Below are 15,828 nucleotides of genomic sequence, written 5' to 3'. Positions count from 1 at the left end.
TGAGAAATTCGAATTTTCGGCGAATGTCGTCTTCACAGTATAACCAGATTGCTTGGGGTTATATGGTCAAGTGAAGAAGCGCATACGGTGGATGCCTTGGCAGTCAGAGGCGATGAAAGACGTGGTAGCCTGCGAAAAGCTTCGGGGAGTCGGCAAACAGACTTTGATCCGGAGATGTCTGAATGGGGGAACCCAGCCATCATAAGATGGTTATCTTGTACTGAATACATAGGTGCAAGAGGCGAACCAGGGGAACTGAAACATCTAAGTACCCTGAGGAAAAGAAATCAACCGAGATTCCCTTAGTAGTGGCGAGCGAACGGGGACTAGCCCTTAAGTGGCTTTGAGATTAGCGGAACGCTCTGGAAAGTGCGGCCATAGTGGGTGATAGCCCTGTACGCGAAAATCTCTTAGTCATGAAATCGAGTAGGACGGAGCACGAGAAACTTTGTCTGAATATGGGGGGACCATCCTCCAAGGCTAAATACTACTGACTGACCGATAGTGAACTAGTACCGTGAGGGAAAGGCGAAAAGAACCCCGGAGAGGGGAGTGAAATAGATCCTGAAACCGTATGCGTACAAGCAGTGGGAGCCCACTTTGTTGGGTGACTGCGTACCTTTTGTATAATGGGTCAGCGACTTATTTTCAGTGGCGAGCTTAACCGAATAGGGGAGGCGTAGCGAAAGCGAGTCTTAATAGGGCGTCTAGTCGCTGGGAATAGACCCGAAACCGGGCGATCTATCCATGGGCAGGTTGAAGGTTGGGTAACACTAACTGGAGGACCGAACCGACTACCGTTGAAAAGTTAGCGGATGACCTGTGGATCGGAGTGAAAGGCTAATCAAGCTCGGAGATAGCTGGTTCTCCTCGAAAGCTATTTAGGTAGCGCCTCATGTATCACTGTAGGGGGTAGAGCACTGTTTCGGCTAGGGGGTCATCCCGACTTACCAAACCGATGCAAACTCCGAATACCTACAAGTGCCGAGCATGGGAGACACACGGCGGGTGCTAACGTCCGTCGTGAAAAGGGAAACAACCCAGACCGTCAGCTAAGGTCCCAAAGTTATGGTTAAGTGGGAAACGATGTGGGAAGGCTTAGACAGCTAGGAGGTTGGCTTAGAAGCAGCCACCCTTTAAAGAAAGCGTAATAGCTCACTAGTCGAGTCGGCCTGCGCGGAAGATGTAACGGGGCTCAAACCATACACCGAAGCTACGGGTATCACGTAAGTGATGCGGTAGAGGAGCGTTCTGTAAGCCTGTGAAGGTGAGTTGAGAAGCTTGCTGGAGGTATCAGAAGTGCGAATGCTGACATGAGTAACGACAATGGGTGTGAAAAACACCCACGCCGAAAGACCAAGGTTTCCTGCGCAACGTTAATCGACGCAGGGTTAGTCGGTCCCTAAGGCGAGGCTGAAAAGCGTAGTCGATGGAAAACAGGTTAATATTCCTGTACTTCTGGTTATTGCGATGGAGGGACGGAGAAGGCTAGGCCAGCTTGGCGTTGGTTGTCCAAGTTTAAGGTGGTAGGCTGGAATCTTAGGTAAATCCGGGATTCTAAGGCCGAGAGCTGATGACGAGTTAACTTTTAGTTAACGAAGTGGTTGATGCCATGCTTCCAAGAAAAGCTTCTAAGCTTCAGGTAACCAGGAACCGTACCCCAAACCGACACAGGTGGTTGGGTAGAGAATACCAAGGCGCTTGAGAGAACTCGGGTGAAGGAACTAGGCAAAATGGCACCGTAACTTCGGGAGAAGGTGCGCCGGTGAGGGTGAAGGACTTGCTCCGTAAGCTCATGCCGGTCGAAGATACCAGGCCGCTGCGACTGTTTATTAAAAACACAGCACTCTGCAAACACGAAAGTGGACGTATAGGGTGTGACGCCTGCCCGGTGCCGGAAGGTTAATTGATGGGGTTAGCTAACGCGAAGCTCTTGATCGAAGCCCCGGTAAACGGCGGCCGTAACTATAACGGTCCTAAGGTAGCGAAATTCCTTGTCGGGTAAGTTCCGACCTGCACGAATGGCGTAACGATGGCGGCGCTGTCTCCACCCGAGACTCAGTGAAATTGAAATCGCTGTGAAGATGCAGTGTATCCGCGGCTAGACGGAAAGACCCCGTGAACCTTTACTATAGCTTTGCACTGGACTTTGAATTTGCTTGTGTAGGATAGGTGGGAGGCTTTGAAGCGTGGACGCCAGTCTGCGTGGAGCCAACCTTGAAATACCACCCTGGCAACTTTGAGGTTCTAACTCAGGTCCGTTATCCGGATCGAGGACAGTGTATGGTGGGTAGTTTGACTGGGGCGGTCTCCTCCTAAAGAGTAACGGAGGAGTACGAAGGTGCGCTCAGACCGGTCGGAAATCGGTCGTAGAGTATAAAGGCAAAAGCGCGCTTGACTGCGAGACAGACACGTCGAGCAGGTACGAAAGTAGGTCTTAGTGATCCGGTGGTTCTGTATGGAAGGGCCATCGCTCAACGGATAAAAGGTACTCCGGGGATAACAGGCTGATACCGCCCAAGAGTTCATATCGACGGCGGTGTTTGGCACCTCGATGTCGGCTCATCACATCCTGGGGCTGAAGCCGGTCCCAAGGGTATGGCTGTTCGCCATTTAAAGTGGTACGCGAGCTGGGTTTAGAACGTCGTGAGACAGTTCGGTCCCTATCTGCCGTGGACGTTTGAGATTTGAGAGGGGCTGCTCCTAGTACGAGAGGACCGGAGTGGACGAACCTCTGGTGTTCCGGTTGTCACGCCAGTGGCATTGCCGGGTAGCTATGTTCGGAATAGATAACCGCTGAAAGCATCTAAGCGGGAAACTAGCCTCAAGATGAGATCTCACTGGAACCTTGAGTTCCCTGAAGGGCCGTCGAAGACTACGACGTTGATAGGTTGGGTGTGTAAGCGCTGTGAGGCGTTGAGCTAACCAATACTAATTGCCCGTGAGGCTTGACCATATAACACCCAAGCAATTTGACTACTCTAACGAGCATCAGATTGCGGTGTGTGAAGACGAAAATGAACCGAAAGTTCGACGCTCATAAAACACCGAAAGCTGTCACATACCCAATTTGCTGAAGCGAGGCATAAGCCACGATTCAGTACCCGAATTTCTTGACGACCATAGAGCATTGGAACCACCTGATCCCATCCCGAACTCAGTAGTGAAACGATGCATCGCCGATGGTAGTGTGGGGTTTCCCCATGTGAGAGTAGGTCATCGTCAAGATTAAATTCCGAAACCCCATTTGCGAAAGCAGATGGGGTTTTGTTTTGGGCGGTCGAAAAGTCCCCAAATACTCGGCGTGATCACTTCATCGGTGCTTTCAGCTCCGCATTAATCTGGTTTTTCATACATGCTCGGTGGCGCTGGCACCCAAATGCGTTCGACGCGTTGAGCGCTCTCCAGTAGCTGCTAGAGGCTTGTAAGTGCGCGATGAATGGTAGGCGGGCATTGCGCTGACAGCGCGTGTCAGAGCGCGCCTGGAGAGGGGCGTTGGCGTGGTGCACCGCTCACAAAAGAACAACTTTGCAGGTGATGCACTTTTCTACAGGCGAAAAAAAAGACCTTGAATTTCAAGGTCTTTTTTTAAGATGGTGCCCCGAGGGAGACTCGAACTCCCACTCCTTTCGAAAACGGATTTTGAATCCGCCGCGTCTACCAATTCCGCCATCAGGGCTCAATGGCGGCGAAGTATAGAGATGAGATTACCGTTGGTCAATCACCTTTCATGGTCAATTTTGACTAATTCCGCTAGACTTCCCGGCCCTGCTAGACGAACTCCATCATGCGCGTTGCTGACTTTACTTTTGAACTCCCTGATTCGCTGATCGCTCGCCACCCTTTGGCCGAGCGTCGCGCCAGTCGACTGCTGACCCTGGACGGGGTGAGTGGCGTCCTCGCACACCGTCAATTCACTGATTTGCTTGAGCATTTGCGCCCTGGCGATCTGATGGTGTTCAACAATACCCGAGTGATTCCGGCGCGGTTGTTTGGCCAGAAAGCATCTGGCGGCAAGCTGGAAATTCTGGTTGAGCGAGTACTGGACAGTCATCGCGTACTGGCCCATGTGCGCTCGAGCAAGTCGCCGAAACCGGGTTCCTCCATACTGATCGATGGCGGTGGCGAAGCCGAGATGGTGGCGCGTCATGATGCGCTGTTCGAACTCAAGTTTGCCGAAGAGGTATTGCCGCTGCTGGAGCGCGTCGGCCATATGCCGTTGCCTCCCTATATAGACCGCCCCGACGAAGACTCGGACCGCGAACGCTATCAGACGGTTTACTCCCAGCGCCTCGGCGCCGTTGCTGCACCGACCGCAGGCCTGCACTTCGATCAACCGCTGCTCGATGCGATTGCCGCCAAGGGCGTCGAGACCGCCTATGTGACCCTGCACGTGGGGGCCGGCACGTTTCAACCGGTGCGTGTGGATAACATCGAAGACCACCATATGCACAGCGAGTGGTTGGAAGTCAGCCAGGAAGTGGTGGACGCTGTCGCGGCGTGCAAGGCGCGTGGCGGACGCGTAGTCGCAGTGGGCACCACCAGTGTGCGCTCGTTGGAAAGCGCGGCCCGTGATGGCGTGCTCAAGCCGTTCAGCGGCGACACCGATATCTTTATCTTCCCAGGCCGGCCATTCCATGTGGTCGATTGCCTGGTGACCAACTTCCATCTGCCCGAATCCACGCTGTTGATGCTGGTTTCGGCATTTGCCGGTTACCCGGAAACCATGGCCGCTTATCAAGCCGCCATCGCCAACGAGTACCGTTTTTTCAGCTACGGTGATGCGATGTTTATCACCCGTAACCCGGCGCCGCGCGGCCCAGAGGAACAATCATGAGTCGTATGTCGTTTGAATTGCTGGCCACGGATGGTAAAGCTCGCCGCGGCCGTTTGACCTTCCCGCGCGGCACCGTCGAGACCCCGGCTTTCATGCCGGTCGGCACCTACGGCACCGTCAAAGGCATGCTGCCGCGTGACATCGTCGCCACCGGCGCCGAGATCATCCTCGGCAACACTTTCCACCTGTGGCTGCGCCCGGGCACCGAAGTGATCAAGAAGCATGGCGACCTGCATGACTTCATGAAATGGCAAGGCCCGATCCTGACCGACTCGGGTGGTTTCCAGGTGTTCAGCTTGGGCGCCATGCGCAAGATCAAGGAGGAGGGCGTGACCTTCGCCTCGCCGGTGGACGGTTCCAAAGTGTTCATGGGCCCGGAAGAGTCGATGCAGGTCCAGCGTGACCTGGGCTCCGATATCGTGATGATTTTTGACGAGTGCACGCCGTACCCGGCTGACGAAGACGTCGCGCGGATCTCCATGGAGTTGTCCCTGCGTTGGGCCCAGCGTTCGAAGAATGCCCACGGCGACAACACCGCTGCGCTGTTCGGTATCGTCCAGGGCGGCATGCACGAAAGCTTGCGCAAACGCTCGCTGGAAGGCTTGGACAAAATCGGTTTTGACGGCCTGGCCATCGGCGGTTTGTCGGTGGGCGAGCCCAAGCACGAAATGATTAAGGTGCTGGATTACCTGCCGGGCCTGATGCCGGCTGACAAACCTCGTTACCTTATGGGCGTTGGCAAACCGGAAGATCTCGTAGAGGGTGTGCGCCGCGGTGTGGACATGTTCGATTGCGTGATGCCAACCCGTAATGCCCGCAATGGGCATCTGTTCATCGATACAGGCGTGCTGAAGATCCGTAACGCGTTCCATCGCCATGATGATTCGCCGCTGGATCCCACCTGTGATTGCTACACCTGCCAGAACTTCTCCCGTGCTTATCTGCACCATCTGGACAAGTGTGGGGAAATGCTGGGTAGCATGTTGAATACCATCCACAATTTGCGTCACTACCAAGTCCTGATGGCTGGTTTGCGCGAGGCTATTCAACAGGGTACATTGGCCGCCTTCGTCGATGCCTTCTATGCCAAGCGCGGGCTCCCTGTGCCGCCCTTGGACTGAGTTTTCCGACCCTAAGATTCACTATTTGCAACTGGAGTGCTAAATGAGCTTTTTTATCTCTAACGCCATGGCTGATGCCGCTGCGCCTGCTGCTGCCGGCCCTATGGGCGGTGGTTTCGAGTGGATTTTCCTGGTCGGCTTCCTGGTCATCTTCTACCTGATGATCTGGCGTCCACAGGCCAAGCGCGCCAAAGAGCAGAAAAACCTGCTGGGCAGCCTGCAGAAAGGTGACGAAGTTGTGACCACTGGCGGCATCGCCGGCAAGATCACCAAGGTTTCCGATGCTTTCGTGGTTCTGGAAGTTTCCGACACCGTAGAAATGAAGTTCCAGAAGGGCGCCATCGCCGCCACGCTGCCAAAAGGCACGCTCAAAGCGATCTGAGTAACAACCTTTACCAATCGACGGGGCGCGCAAGGCGCCCCGCGTTATAAGCGGGCGGCGTGATGCTGAACAAATACCCTCTGTGGAAATACGTACTGATCCTGGCGGTGCTGGCGATCGGTTTTATTTATTCCGCTCCCAATCTCTATCCTGATGACCCGGCGATCCAGATCACTGGCGCCAGCACTTCGCTGCAGGTCAATCAGGCCGACCTGGAACGCGCGAGCAAAGCGCTCGTTGACGCGGGTATCCAGGTCAAGGCGGCAACGTTGGCGGCTGATTCGAAGGGCGGCTTGCTGCGCCTGACCAAGGCAGAAGACCAATTGCCGGCCAAAGATGTCGTGCGCAAGGCCATGGGTGACGACTATGTTGTCGCACTCAACCTGGCACAGACCACGCCAACCTGGCTGCGCAAGATTGGCGCGCACCCGATGAAGCTGGGTCTGGACTTGTCCGGTGGCGTGCACTTCCTGCTGGAAGTCGACATGGACAAAGCCCTCGACGCTCGACTGAAGGTCTACGAAGGCGACGTGAAGAGCCTGCTGCGTAAAGAGCGCCTGCGTTATCGCAGCCTGCCGCAGCTCAACGGTGCCATCCAGCTGGGCTTCTCTGACGAAGCTTCCCGCGAACAGGCCCGTGCACTGATCCGCAAGAACTTCAACGATTTCGACATCGTACCGGCCGACCTCAACGGTCAACCTGTACTGCGTCTGGCGATGACCCCGGCCAAGCTGGCGGAAATCCGTGAATACTCCATCAAGCAGAACTTGACCACGGTACGTAACCGCGTCAACGAACTGGGTGTGGCTGAGCCAATCGTTCAGCGCCAGGGTGCCAACCGTATCGTGGTTGAACTGCCGGGCGTACAGGACACCGCTGAAGCCAAGCGTATCCTGGGTAAAACCGCCAACCTGGAATTCCGTCTGGCGGCTGAGCCGGGTGCTACTCGCGCCACTTCCGAAGAGTTCGAGTTCCGCGAAGGCAACCGTCCTCCTGCGTTGATCGAGCGTGGCTTGATCATCACCGGTGACCAGGTGACTGACGCCAAGGCTGGTTTTGGCGAGCACGGCACCCCTGAAGTGAACATCCGTCTGGATGGCCATGGCGGCGAACTGATGAGCCGCGCCACGCGCAGCAACGTCGGTCGCAGCATGGCGGTGATCTTCATCGAGCAACGCCCGGTGACCACCTATACCAAGCAGATGGTCAACGGCGTCGAGAAAGACGTGCCGGTTCAGACCTTCAAGGAAGAAAAGAAGATCATCAGCCTGGCGACCATCCAGTCGCCACTGGGTGCTCAATTCCGTATCACTGGCTTGAACGGCCAGGGCGAATCCTCGGAGCTGGCCCTGCTGCTGCGTGCCGGTGGCCTGGCTGCCCCAATGTACTTCGCTGAAGAACGTACCATCGGCCCGAGCCTCGGTGCCGACAACATCACCAAGGGTATCGATGCGGCCTTGTGGGGCATGCTGTTCGTGTCCCTGTTCATCATCGCCATCTACCGCTTCTTCGGTGTTATCGCCACCGTGGCCCTGGCGGGCAACATGGTCATGCTGCTGGCCCTGATGTCGCTGCTGGGCGCTACGCTGACCTTGCCAGGTATCGCCGGTATCGTACTCACCATGGGTATGGCGGTAGATGCCAACGTACTGATCTTCTCGCGGATTCGTGAAGAGATCGCCAATGGCATGACCGTACAGCGTGCAATCAACGAAGGCTTCGGCCGGGCATTTACCGCGATTCTCGACTCCAACCTGACCACATTGTTGGTGGGTGGGATTCTCTTCGCCATGGGTACCGGCCCGGTCAAGGGCTTTGCGGTGACCATGTCCCTCGGTATCTTTACCTCGATGTTCACGGCCATCATGGTGACCCGCGCAATGGTCAACCTGATCTATGGCGGGCGTGACTTCAAGAAGTTGTGGATTTAAGGGGCTGCCATGTTACGTACAATCAACTTCATGGGCGTTCGCAACGTTGCGTTCGGCGTCACCGTGCTCCTTACCGTTCTGGCGTTGTTCAGCTGGTTCCATAAGGGCCTGAACTACGGTCTGGACTTTACCGGCGGTACGCTCATCGAGCTGACCTACGAGAAACCGGCCGATGTGACCCTGGTGCGCAACGAGCTGGTCAAGGCCGGCTATCACGAAGCCATCGTGCAGAGCTTTGGTGCCACCACCGACCTGCTGGTGCGTATGCCTGGCGAAGACCCGCAACTGGGTCACCAGGTAGCCGAGGCCTTGCAGAAGGTCGGCGGCGACAACCCTGCGTCGGTCAAGCGTGTCGAGTTCGTGGGCCCGCAGGTCGGTGAAGAACTGCGCGACCAGGGCGGCCTCGGCATGCTGATGGCGCTGGTCGGTATCATGATCTACCTGGCGTTCCGCTTTCAGTGGAAGTTCGGTGTCGGCGCCATTGTGTCGCTGATCCATGACGTGATCGTCACCGTGGGTATCCTCGCGTACTTCCAGATCACGTTCGACCTGACCGTACTGGCCGCTGTACTGGCGATCATTGGTTACTCCCTCAACGACACCATCGTGGTATTCGACCGGGTTCGTGAGAACTTCCGTGTACTGCGCAAGGCGTCGCTGATCGAGAACATCAACGTCTCGACCACCCAGACCCTGTTGCGGACCATGGCGACGTCGATTTCCACTTTGCTGGCGATCGCTGCGCTGATGATTTTCGGTGGCGACAACCTGTGGGGCTTCTCCCTGGCGCTGTTCATCGGCGTTCTGGCGGGCACCTACTCGTCGATCTACATCGCCAACGTGGTGCTGATCTGGCTGAACCTCAACAGCGAAGACCTGATCCCTCCGGCCAGCACTGGCAAGGAGGTTGACGACCGTCCTTGATGGGCGTTTGTTGATCGGCTGTGACAAGAAAGGCGCGAGTATTGAACTCGCGCCTTTTTTTTTGCTCCAAGGCTGGGTATAGCGCGGACGTTTCGGTCCGCTTGTGATGGTCAGGAGGTTCACGTGAACAAGTCGTTGCTGGTTGGTGCGGTATTGGGTGCTGTCGGTGTGACTGCCGGGGGTGCTGTTGCCACCTACAGCCTGGTAAAAAGCGGCCCTGAGTATGCGCAAGTGCTGGCGGTGCAGCCGGTTAAAACCCAGATAAAAACTCCCCGTGAGGTCTGCAAGGACGTCACCGTGACCCGGCAGCGTCCGGTGCAGGATCAGCATCAAATCGCCGGTACGGTCGTAGGCGCCCTGGCGGGTGGTTTGCTCGGCAACCAGATCGGTGGCGGTAATGGCAAGAAGCTGGCGACTGTAGCCGGCGCGGTGGGTGGCGGTTACGCCGGTAACAAGGTTCAGGAAGGCATGCAGAACCGCGATACCTACACCACCACGCAAACCCGTTGTAACACCGTCAACGACATCAGCGACAAGGTGGTCGGGTACGACGTGCGTTACAACCTGGATGGCAAGGAAGGTTCCGTGCGTATGGAGCGTGACCCTGGCAGCCAGATTCCAGTCGACAAAGAGGGTCGTCTGATTCTGGGTCAGAACCAGCAGTAACCGGTTCTACAGGCATAAAAAAAGCACCCCTCGGGGTGCTTTTTTGTGCTCGCTCGCTTAGCGCTTCAGCGATGCAGGCAGGTGCGGCTGGATGGCCGTCAGTACTGCCTTGAAGCATTTGGTGTTGCCGGCAACGACGTGGCCTTTCTCAAGGAAATCGTGACCGCCCGTGAAGTCGCTCACCAAGCCACCTGCTTCTTGGATCAGCAGGGCGCCTGCAGCCATGTCCCACTCGGACAGGCCCGACTCCCAGAACGCATCGAAACGACCAGCAGCCACATAAGCCAGGTCCAGGCTCGCGGCACCGGCACGACGGATGCCGGCAGTCTGGCCAACGAGGGCGCGGAACATGCCCAGGTAGTTTTCCAGGTTGTCCATCTGGTCATCACGGAACGGGAAGCCGGTACCCAGCAGGGCGCCGTCCAGGCTGGTACGACCGCTGACGCGCAGGCGACGACCATTCAGCTGGGCGCCACGGCCACGGCTGGCGGTGAATTCTTCTTGGCGGACTGGGTCCAGGACGACGGCGTGTTCCAGGCGACCACGGTATTTGCACGCGATGCTCACGGCAAAGTGCGGGATGCCGCGCAGGAAGTTGGTGGTGCCATCCAGTGGGTCGATGATCCACAGATAGTCTTCGCCTTCGCCGCTGCCTTTGTGCAAGCCGGTTTCTTCACCGAGGATGCCGTGGGTAGGGTAGGCCTTGCGCAGGGCATCGATGATTTTCTGTTCGGCGGCGCGATCCACCTCGGATACATAATCCTTGGCGTCTTTTTCGTCGACCTTGATGGTATCCAGGCGCTCGATGGAGCGGAAGATCAATTCACTGGCGCTGCGGGCGGCGCGCAGCGCGATATTCAGCATGGGCTGCATGGATGTGTCACCTAAGGTTGTTAAAGAAAGCCGAGCATTCTAGCAGAAACTTTCTTCAGGTGAAGGACGACGTTAGCTTTCATGGCATAACCTTAGGCTGTTCTGTAAGATTTGCTCCCCTTTCCCGTGTCCGAGAGCGCCTCCCTTGCTGCAAAACATTCGTGTCGTCTTGGTCAATACCAGTCATCCCGGTAACATCGGCGGGGTGGCGCGAGCCATGAAAAACATGGGGCTGACGCGCCTGGTGCTGGTCGAACCGCGTGTGTTCCCGCACCACGAGGCTGATGCCCGTGCGTCCGGCGCCAATGACATCCTGGAAAAAGCCCAGGTTGTCGCCACCTTGGAAGACGCCTTGGTCGGCTGCAACTTGGTGCTCGGCACCAGTGCCCGCGACCGTCGCATCCCTTGGCCGCTGCTGGATCCGCGTGAATGCGGCACCAAAGTGGTCGAAGAAGCCGCCGGCGGCGCTGAAATAGCCTTGGTCTTTGGTCGTGAGGACTCCGGCCTGACCAATGAAGAGCTGCAGCGATGTCATTACCATGTGCATATCCCATCGGACCCTGAATTCAGCTCGCTGAACCTCGGGGCGGCGGTGCAGGTGTTGACCTACGAAGTGCGCATGGCCTGGCTGGCCGCTGCGGGTCAGCCGAGCAAGGTAGAGAAGGAAGAGGTCGCGTCGACCAAAAGTGGCGAGTTGGCCACCATGGACGAGTTGGAGCGGTTCTATGAACACTTGGAGCAAACCCTGGTGGCCATCGAATTCCTCGATCCGGAAAAGCCGCGGCACTTGATGGCACGCCTGCGTCGCCTTTACGGACGTAGCTCGGTCAGCCGGGCAGAAATGAACATATTGCGTGGCATCCTCACGGAAACCCAGAAAGCGGCCCGTGGCGAGCTTCTTAAGCGGAAGGATTAAAAATGTTCGAGCGTTTGCGAGAAGATATCCAAAGTGTTTTCCACCGTGACCCGGCGGCGCGCAACGCTTTTGAAGTGCTGACCTGCTATCCGGGCATGCACGCCATCTGGATTCACCGCCTTTCCGGTGCCCTGTGGGGCATGGGCTGGAAATGGCTGGCGCGGTTGGTGTCGAACTTCGGGCGGTGGATGACGGGGATCGAGATTCATCCGGGCGCCAAGGTGGGTCGTCGTTTCTTCATCGACCATGGCATGGGTATCGTGATTGGCGAGACTGCCGAGATCGGCGATGACGTGACCCTTTATCAGGGTGTGACCTTGGGTGGGACCAGTTGGAATAAGGGCAAGCGCCACCCAACTCTAGGTGATGGTGTGGTGGTAGGTGCGGGCGCGAAGGTGCTCGGCCCGTTCACTGTCGGCGCGGGCGCCAAGGTCGGCTCTAATGCGGTGGTGACCAAGGCTGTGCCGCCAGGTGCAACCGTTGTAGGTATTCCTGGCCGAATCATCGTCAAGCCGGAAGTCGGCGACGAGCAGGAAGCCAAGCGCAAGGCCATGGCTGAGAAAATCGGCTTCGATGCCTATGGCGTCAGCGAAGACATGCCTGACCCGGTGGCGCGAGCCATTGGCCAGTTGCTGGATCACCTGCAAGCGGTGGACGGCAAGCTGGATGGCATGTGCGGTGCGCTGAAGGACCTGGGCAGTCCGTACTGTGCGAAGGATCTGCCTGAGCTACGCGAAGAAGACTTCGCCGAGATCAAGGCCGAAACCAACCAGCAAGCTAGCTAAAGTACTTATTCCTGTAGGAGTCCGGCTTGCCGGCGATGGCGTCGTTAAGGTCGCTATCGCCGGCAAGCCGGGCTCCTACAAGGTTTACGCTTTATCGGCCACATGATGTTGAATGTGCCATTACCTCTCGCACCCTGCTATGATTCGCGCGCCCTTTTTACGGGTAATCCTGACTAAAGTACTAGGTCTTATAGTTGACTTAAATACTCGGGAATCGCATACTTGCCCACATTCTGAAACACCTTGGTAATTGTCCATGAGACTGACTACAAAAGGCCGATACGCGGTGACCGCCATGCTTGACCTGGCTTTGCACGCGCAAACTGGGCCGGTGTCCCTGGCCGATATCTCCGAGCGCCAAGGCATTTCCCTGTCCTATCTCGAGCAACTGTTTGCCAAGTTGCGCCGTAGCAACCTGGTTTCCAGTGTCCGCGGCCCAGGCGGCGGCTATCAGTTGTCCCGCGACATGCAGGGTATCCAGGTGGCTCAGGTGATCGACGCGGTCAACGAATCCGTCGACGCCACCAAATGCCAGGGCCTGGGTGATTGCCACGCCGGCGACACCTGCCTCACACACCACCTGTGGTGTGACTTGAGCCTGCAGATCCATGAGTTTTTGAGTGGTATCAGCTTGGCTGATCTTGTGACTCGCCGTGAGGTGCAAGAAGTAGCCCAGCGTCAGGACCAGCGCCGTTGCAACACCAAGGCGCCGCGTCTGGACAAGATCGAAGCGTCCGCCGTCGAGTGACAGCCGAAGAGCTAACGGCACGCCAGCCAGCCTGATTTAGGAGAAAGTCCATGAAATTGCCGATTTACCTTGATTACTCAGCGACCACCCCGGTTGATCCGCGTGTCGCGCAAAAGATGAGCGAATGCCTGCTGGTTGACGGAAACTTCGGCAACCCGGCCTCCCGTTCCCACGTATTCGGCTGGAAAGCCGAGGAAGCGGTCGAGAACGCTCGTCGCCAAGTCGCTGACCTGGTCAACGCCGACCCACGGGAAATCGTCTGGACCTCCGGTGCTACCGAGTCTGACAACCTGGCAATCAAGGGCGCGGCGCATTTCTATGCGACCAAAGGCAAACACCTGATCACCACCAAGATTGAGCACAAGGCTGTCCTCGACACCATGCGCCAACTGGAGCGTGAAGGTTTCGAGGTCACCTACCTCGAGCCAACCACCGACGGTATCGTCACCCCGGCCATGATCGAAGCGGCCCTGCGTGAAGACACCATCCTGGTTTCCGTGATCCACGTGAACAACGAAATCGGCACCATCAACGACATCGCGGCCATCGGCGAGCTGACCCGCTCGAAGGGCATCCTGCTGCACGTCGACGCTGCTCAGTCCACCGGCAAGGTCGACATCGACCTGTCGAAGCTGAAAGTCGACCTGATGTCGTTCTCTGCCCACAAGACCTACGGCCCTAAGGGCATCGGCGCCCTGTATGTGAGCCGCAAGCCACGTGTGCGCATCGAAGCCACCATGCACGGCGGCGGTCACGAGCGCGGCATGCGTTCGGGCACCCTGGCGACTCACCAGATCGTCGGCATGGGCGAAGCCTTCCGTGTAGCCAAGGAAGACATGGCTGCCGAAAACGTGCGCATCAAGGCCCTCAGCGATCGCTTCTACAAGCAGGTCGAGAACCTTGAAGAGCTGTACATCAACGGCAGCATGACCGCCCGTGTACCGCACAACCTGAATTTGAGCTTCAACTACGTCGAAGGCGAGTCGCTGATCATGGCGCTCAAGGATCTGGCGGTTTCGTCCGGTTCGGCCTGCACCTCGGCGTCCCTTGAGCCTTCATACGTACTGCGCGCCCTGGGCCGCAACGACGAACTGGCACACAGCTCGATCCGCTTTACGTTCGGCCGTTTCACCACCGAAGAGCAAGTCGACTACGCCGCGCAGAAAGTCTGCGAAGCCGTCAACAAGCTGCGCGTTCTGTCGCCGCTGTGGGACATGTACAAAGACGGTGTCGATATTTCCAAGATCGAGTGGGCGGCACACTAAATATAGAAGCCGCCACCCAAGCTCTGTAGGAACGTGGCGGAAAACGCAGGCGTTTCTACAGGGTTCCAGAGCGGCCCTGATGAGTGAGGATTCAGTACCATGGCTTACAGCGAAAAGGTCATCGACCACTACGAAAACCCGCGCAACGTCGGCAAGATGGACGCGGAAGACCCTGATGTCGGCACCGGCATGGTCGGCGCTCCGGCGTGCGGCGATGTGATGCGCCTGCAGATCAAGGTCAACGACGCTGGCGTTATCGAAGACGCCAAGTTCAAGACCTACGGCTGCGGTTCGGCCATCGCCTCCAGCTCCCTGGCGACCGAATGGATGAAAGGCAAGACCCTGGACGAGGCTGTCACCATCAGCAACACCCAGCTGGCCGAAGAACTGGCCCTGCCGCCAGTGAAAATCCACTGCTCGGTACTCGCAGAAGACGCCATCAAGGCGGCCGTTCGCGACTACAAGCAGAAGAAAGGCTTGATCTAAGCATTTGGCGACGAGTAAGGAGTCAACGATGGCTATCAGCATGACAGAAGCGGCTGCACAGCACATTCGCCGCTCCCTGAATGGGCGCGGTAAAGGTGAGGGGATTCGTCTGGGTGTTCGCACCACAGGCTGCTCCGGCCTTGCCTACGTGCTGGAGTTTGTCGACGAAGTGGTTGCGGAAGACCAGGTGTTCGAAAGTCACGGCGAGAAAGTGATCATCGACCCTAAAAGCCTGACCTACCTGGACGGCACCGAGCTCGATTTCGTCAAGGAAGGGTTGAACGAAGGCTTCAAGTTCAACAATCCCAACGTGCGCGGTGAATGTGGCTGCGGCGAAAGCTTCAACATCTGAGGCTATTCGTGGGTACTCCTTGTCATTTCGCTTTATTCGAGCTGCAGCCGAGCTTTCGGCTGGACCTTGAGCAGCTTGCCACGCGCTACCGAGAACTGGCGCGTGGCGTGCATCCGGACCGCTTTGCTGACGCCTCCGAGCGTGAGCAACGCCTGGCGCTGGAGCAATCGGCCAGCCTCAACGAAGCCTATCAGACGCTCAAAAGCCCCCCCAAGCGCGCGCGTTACCTGCTCGCGATGAATGGTGGCGAGTTGCCGCTGGAAGTCACGGTTCACGACCCGGACTTCTTGATGCAGCAGATGCAGTGGCGCGAAGAACTCGAAGACTTGCAGGACGAAGCCGATCTGGCCGGCGTCGCAGTCTTCAAGCGTCGTCTGAAAACGGCCCAGGATGAACTCAACGAAAGCTTCGCAGCCTGTTGGGATGATGCTGCGCAACGTGAACAGGCCGAACGCCTGATGCGGCGCATGCAGTTCCTCGACAAGCTCACCTACGAAGTGCGCCAGCTAGAAGAGCGCCTCGACGATTAACCCAGTGTGCTG

General features: G+C 57.2%; 14 protein-coding genes, 1 tRNA gene and 2 rRNA genes. 15 read left to right on the top strand and 2 right to left on the bottom strand.

Features of this window, described 5'->3' with window-relative positions:
* Positions 1-64 precede the first annotated feature (64 nt).
* A 23S ribosomal RNA gene (locus tag U367_RS0116640) occupies positions 65-2,956 on the top strand.
* 156 nt (positions 2,957-3,112) lie between these two features.
* Positions 3,113-3,228: ribosomal RNA gene (rrf, locus tag U367_RS0116635) — 5S ribosomal RNA — on the top strand.
* A gap of 366 nt (positions 3,229-3,594) precedes the next feature.
* Here the strand turns inward: rrf and U367_RS0116630 are convergent.
* A tRNA-Leu gene (locus tag U367_RS0116630) sits at positions 3,595-3,679 on the bottom strand.
* A gap of 108 nt (positions 3,680-3,787) precedes the next feature.
* On the opposite strand from U367_RS0116630, the gene queA reads away from it, so the two are divergent.
* The 6 genes from queA to U367_RS0116600 all read left to right on the top strand — a co-directional run bounded on the left by queA (position 3,788) and on the right by U367_RS0116600 (position 9,861).
* Positions 3,788-4,837, top strand: coding sequence for a tRNA preQ1(34) S-adenosylmethionine ribosyltransferase-isomerase QueA (queA, locus tag U367_RS0116625; protein WP_028617855.1), 1,050 nt, complete (start codon positions 3,788-3,790; stop codon positions 4,835-4,837).
* A 5-nt stretch (positions 4,838-4,842) separates the two neighbouring features.
* Positions 4,843-5,958: a tRNA guanosine(34) transglycosylase Tgt gene (tgt, locus tag U367_RS0116620; protein ID WP_003175976.1), complete on the top strand. Its 1,116-nt coding sequence runs from the start codon at positions 4,843-4,845 to the stop codon at positions 5,956-5,958.
* A 43-nt stretch (positions 5,959-6,001) separates the two neighbouring features.
* Entirely contained in the window at positions 6,002-6,340 is a 339-nt protein-coding gene (yajC, locus tag U367_RS0116615) for a preprotein translocase subunit YajC (RefSeq protein ID WP_003175975.1), read from the top strand.
* A 62-nt stretch (positions 6,341-6,402) separates the two neighbouring features.
* Positions 6,403-8,271: a protein translocase subunit SecD gene (secD, locus tag U367_RS0116610; protein ID WP_028617854.1), complete on the top strand. Its 1,869-nt coding sequence runs from the start codon at positions 6,403-6,405 to the stop codon at positions 8,269-8,271.
* Between the two features lie 9 nt (positions 8,272-8,280).
* Positions 8,281-9,195: a protein translocase subunit SecF gene (secF, locus tag U367_RS0116605; protein WP_028617853.1), complete on the top strand. Its 915-nt coding sequence runs from the start codon at positions 8,281-8,283 to the stop codon at positions 9,193-9,195.
* Between the two features lie 123 nt (positions 9,196-9,318).
* Entirely contained in the window at positions 9,319-9,861 is a 543-nt protein-coding gene (locus tag U367_RS0116600; protein ID WP_010207894.1) for a glycine zipper 2TM domain-containing protein, read from the top strand.
* Between the two features lie 57 nt (positions 9,862-9,918).
* On the opposite strand, the gene suhB is transcribed toward U367_RS0116600, so the two are convergent.
* Positions 9,919-10,734: a type III secretion system regulator SuhB gene (gene suhB / locus U367_RS0116595; RefSeq protein ID WP_003175971.1), complete on the bottom strand. Its 816-nt coding sequence runs from the start codon at positions 10,732-10,734 to the stop codon at positions 9,919-9,921.
* Between the two features lie 145 nt (positions 10,735-10,879).
* Here suhB and trmJ point away from each other — a divergent pair, with 145 nt between their 5' ends.
* The 7 genes from trmJ to hscB all read left to right on the top strand — a co-directional run bounded on the left by trmJ (position 10,880) and on the right by hscB (position 15,816).
* A complete protein-coding gene (gene trmJ, locus U367_RS0116590; RefSeq protein WP_025859279.1) occupies positions 10,880-11,650 on the top strand; it encodes a tRNA (cytosine(32)/uridine(32)-2'-O)-methyltransferase TrmJ in 771 nt (256 codons plus the stop codon).
* A gap of 2 nt (positions 11,651-11,652) precedes the next feature.
* A complete protein-coding gene (gene cysE / locus U367_RS0116585) occupies positions 11,653-12,435 on the top strand; it encodes a serine O-acetyltransferase (protein WP_028617852.1) in 783 nt (260 codons plus the stop codon).
* Positions 12,436-12,691: 256 nt separating this feature from the next.
* The gene (gene iscR / locus U367_RS0116580) at positions 12,692-13,183 is read left to right on the top strand and encodes a Fe-S cluster assembly transcriptional regulator IscR (RefSeq protein WP_003194020.1); all 492 of its coding nucleotides are present in this window, start codon (positions 12,692-12,694) and stop codon (positions 13,181-13,183) included.
* Positions 13,184-13,233: 50 nt separating this feature from the next.
* Positions 13,234-14,448, top strand: a complete 1,215-nt coding sequence (locus U367_RS0116575) for an IscS subfamily cysteine desulfurase (RefSeq protein ID WP_010207898.1) — start codon at positions 13,234-13,236, stop codon at positions 14,446-14,448.
* Positions 14,449-14,547: 99 nt separating this feature from the next.
* A complete protein-coding gene (gene iscU / locus U367_RS0116570) occupies positions 14,548-14,934 on the top strand; it encodes a Fe-S cluster assembly scaffold IscU (RefSeq protein WP_028617851.1) in 387 nt (128 codons plus the stop codon).
* Between the two features lie 28 nt (positions 14,935-14,962).
* Positions 14,963-15,286 carry an iron-sulfur cluster assembly protein IscA gene (gene iscA / locus U367_RS0116565; protein WP_003175963.1) on the top strand — a complete coding sequence of 108 codons (324 nt, stop codon included), beginning with the start codon at positions 14,963-14,965 and terminating at the stop codon, positions 15,284-15,286.
* An 8-nt stretch (positions 15,287-15,294) separates the two neighbouring features.
* The gene (gene hscB, locus U367_RS0116560; protein WP_028617850.1) at positions 15,295-15,816 is read left to right on the top strand and encodes a co-chaperone HscB; all 522 of its coding nucleotides are present in this window, start codon (positions 15,295-15,297) and stop codon (positions 15,814-15,816) included.
* Positions 15,817-15,828: the final 12 nt, after the last annotated feature.

The sequence above is a fragment of the Pseudomonas canadensis genome, assembly GCF_000503215.1.
Taxonomy (GTDB): Bacteria; Pseudomonadota; Gammaproteobacteria; order Pseudomonadales; family Pseudomonadaceae; genus Aquipseudomonas; species Aquipseudomonas canadensis.
Note: the sequence above shows the minus strand (reverse complement) of the source record. Positions and strands in the feature narration are given on the sequence as shown.

What these genes read in the sequence shown, in the direction of transcription:
- queA (WP_028617855.1), top strand. Translation starts at nt 3,788, where the DNA reads ATGCGCGTTGCTGACTTTACTTTTGAACTCCCTGATTCGCTGATCGCT.
- tgt (WP_003175976.1), top strand. Translation starts at nt 4,843, where the DNA reads ATGTCGTTTGAATTGCTGGCCACGGATGGTAAAGCTCGCCGCGGCCGT.
- yajC (WP_003175975.1), top strand. Translation starts at nt 6,002, where the DNA reads ATGAGCTTTTTTATCTCTAACGCCATGGCTGATGCCGCTGCGCCTGCT.
- secD (WP_028617854.1), top strand. Translation starts at nt 6,403, where the DNA reads ATGCTGAACAAATACCCTCTGTGGAAATACGTACTGATCCTGGCGGTG.
- secF (WP_028617853.1), top strand. Translation starts at nt 8,281, where the DNA reads ATGTTACGTACAATCAACTTCATGGGCGTTCGCAACGTTGCGTTCGGC.
- suhB (WP_003175971.1), bottom strand. Translation starts at nt 10,734, where the DNA reads ATGCAGCCCATGCTGAATATCGCGCTGCGCGCCGCCCGCAGCGCCAGT.
- cysE (WP_028617852.1), top strand. Translation starts at nt 11,653, where the DNA reads ATGTTCGAGCGTTTGCGAGAAGATATCCAAAGTGTTTTCCACCGTGAC.
- iscR (WP_003194020.1), top strand. Translation starts at nt 12,692, where the DNA reads ATGAGACTGACTACAAAAGGCCGATACGCGGTGACCGCCATGCTTGAC.
- U367_RS0116575 (WP_010207898.1), top strand. Translation starts at nt 13,234, where the DNA reads ATGAAATTGCCGATTTACCTTGATTACTCAGCGACCACCCCGGTTGAT.
- iscU (WP_028617851.1), top strand. Translation starts at nt 14,548, where the DNA reads ATGGCTTACAGCGAAAAGGTCATCGACCACTACGAAAACCCGCGCAAC.
- iscA (WP_003175963.1), top strand. Translation starts at nt 14,963, where the DNA reads ATGGCTATCAGCATGACAGAAGCGGCTGCACAGCACATTCGCCGCTCC.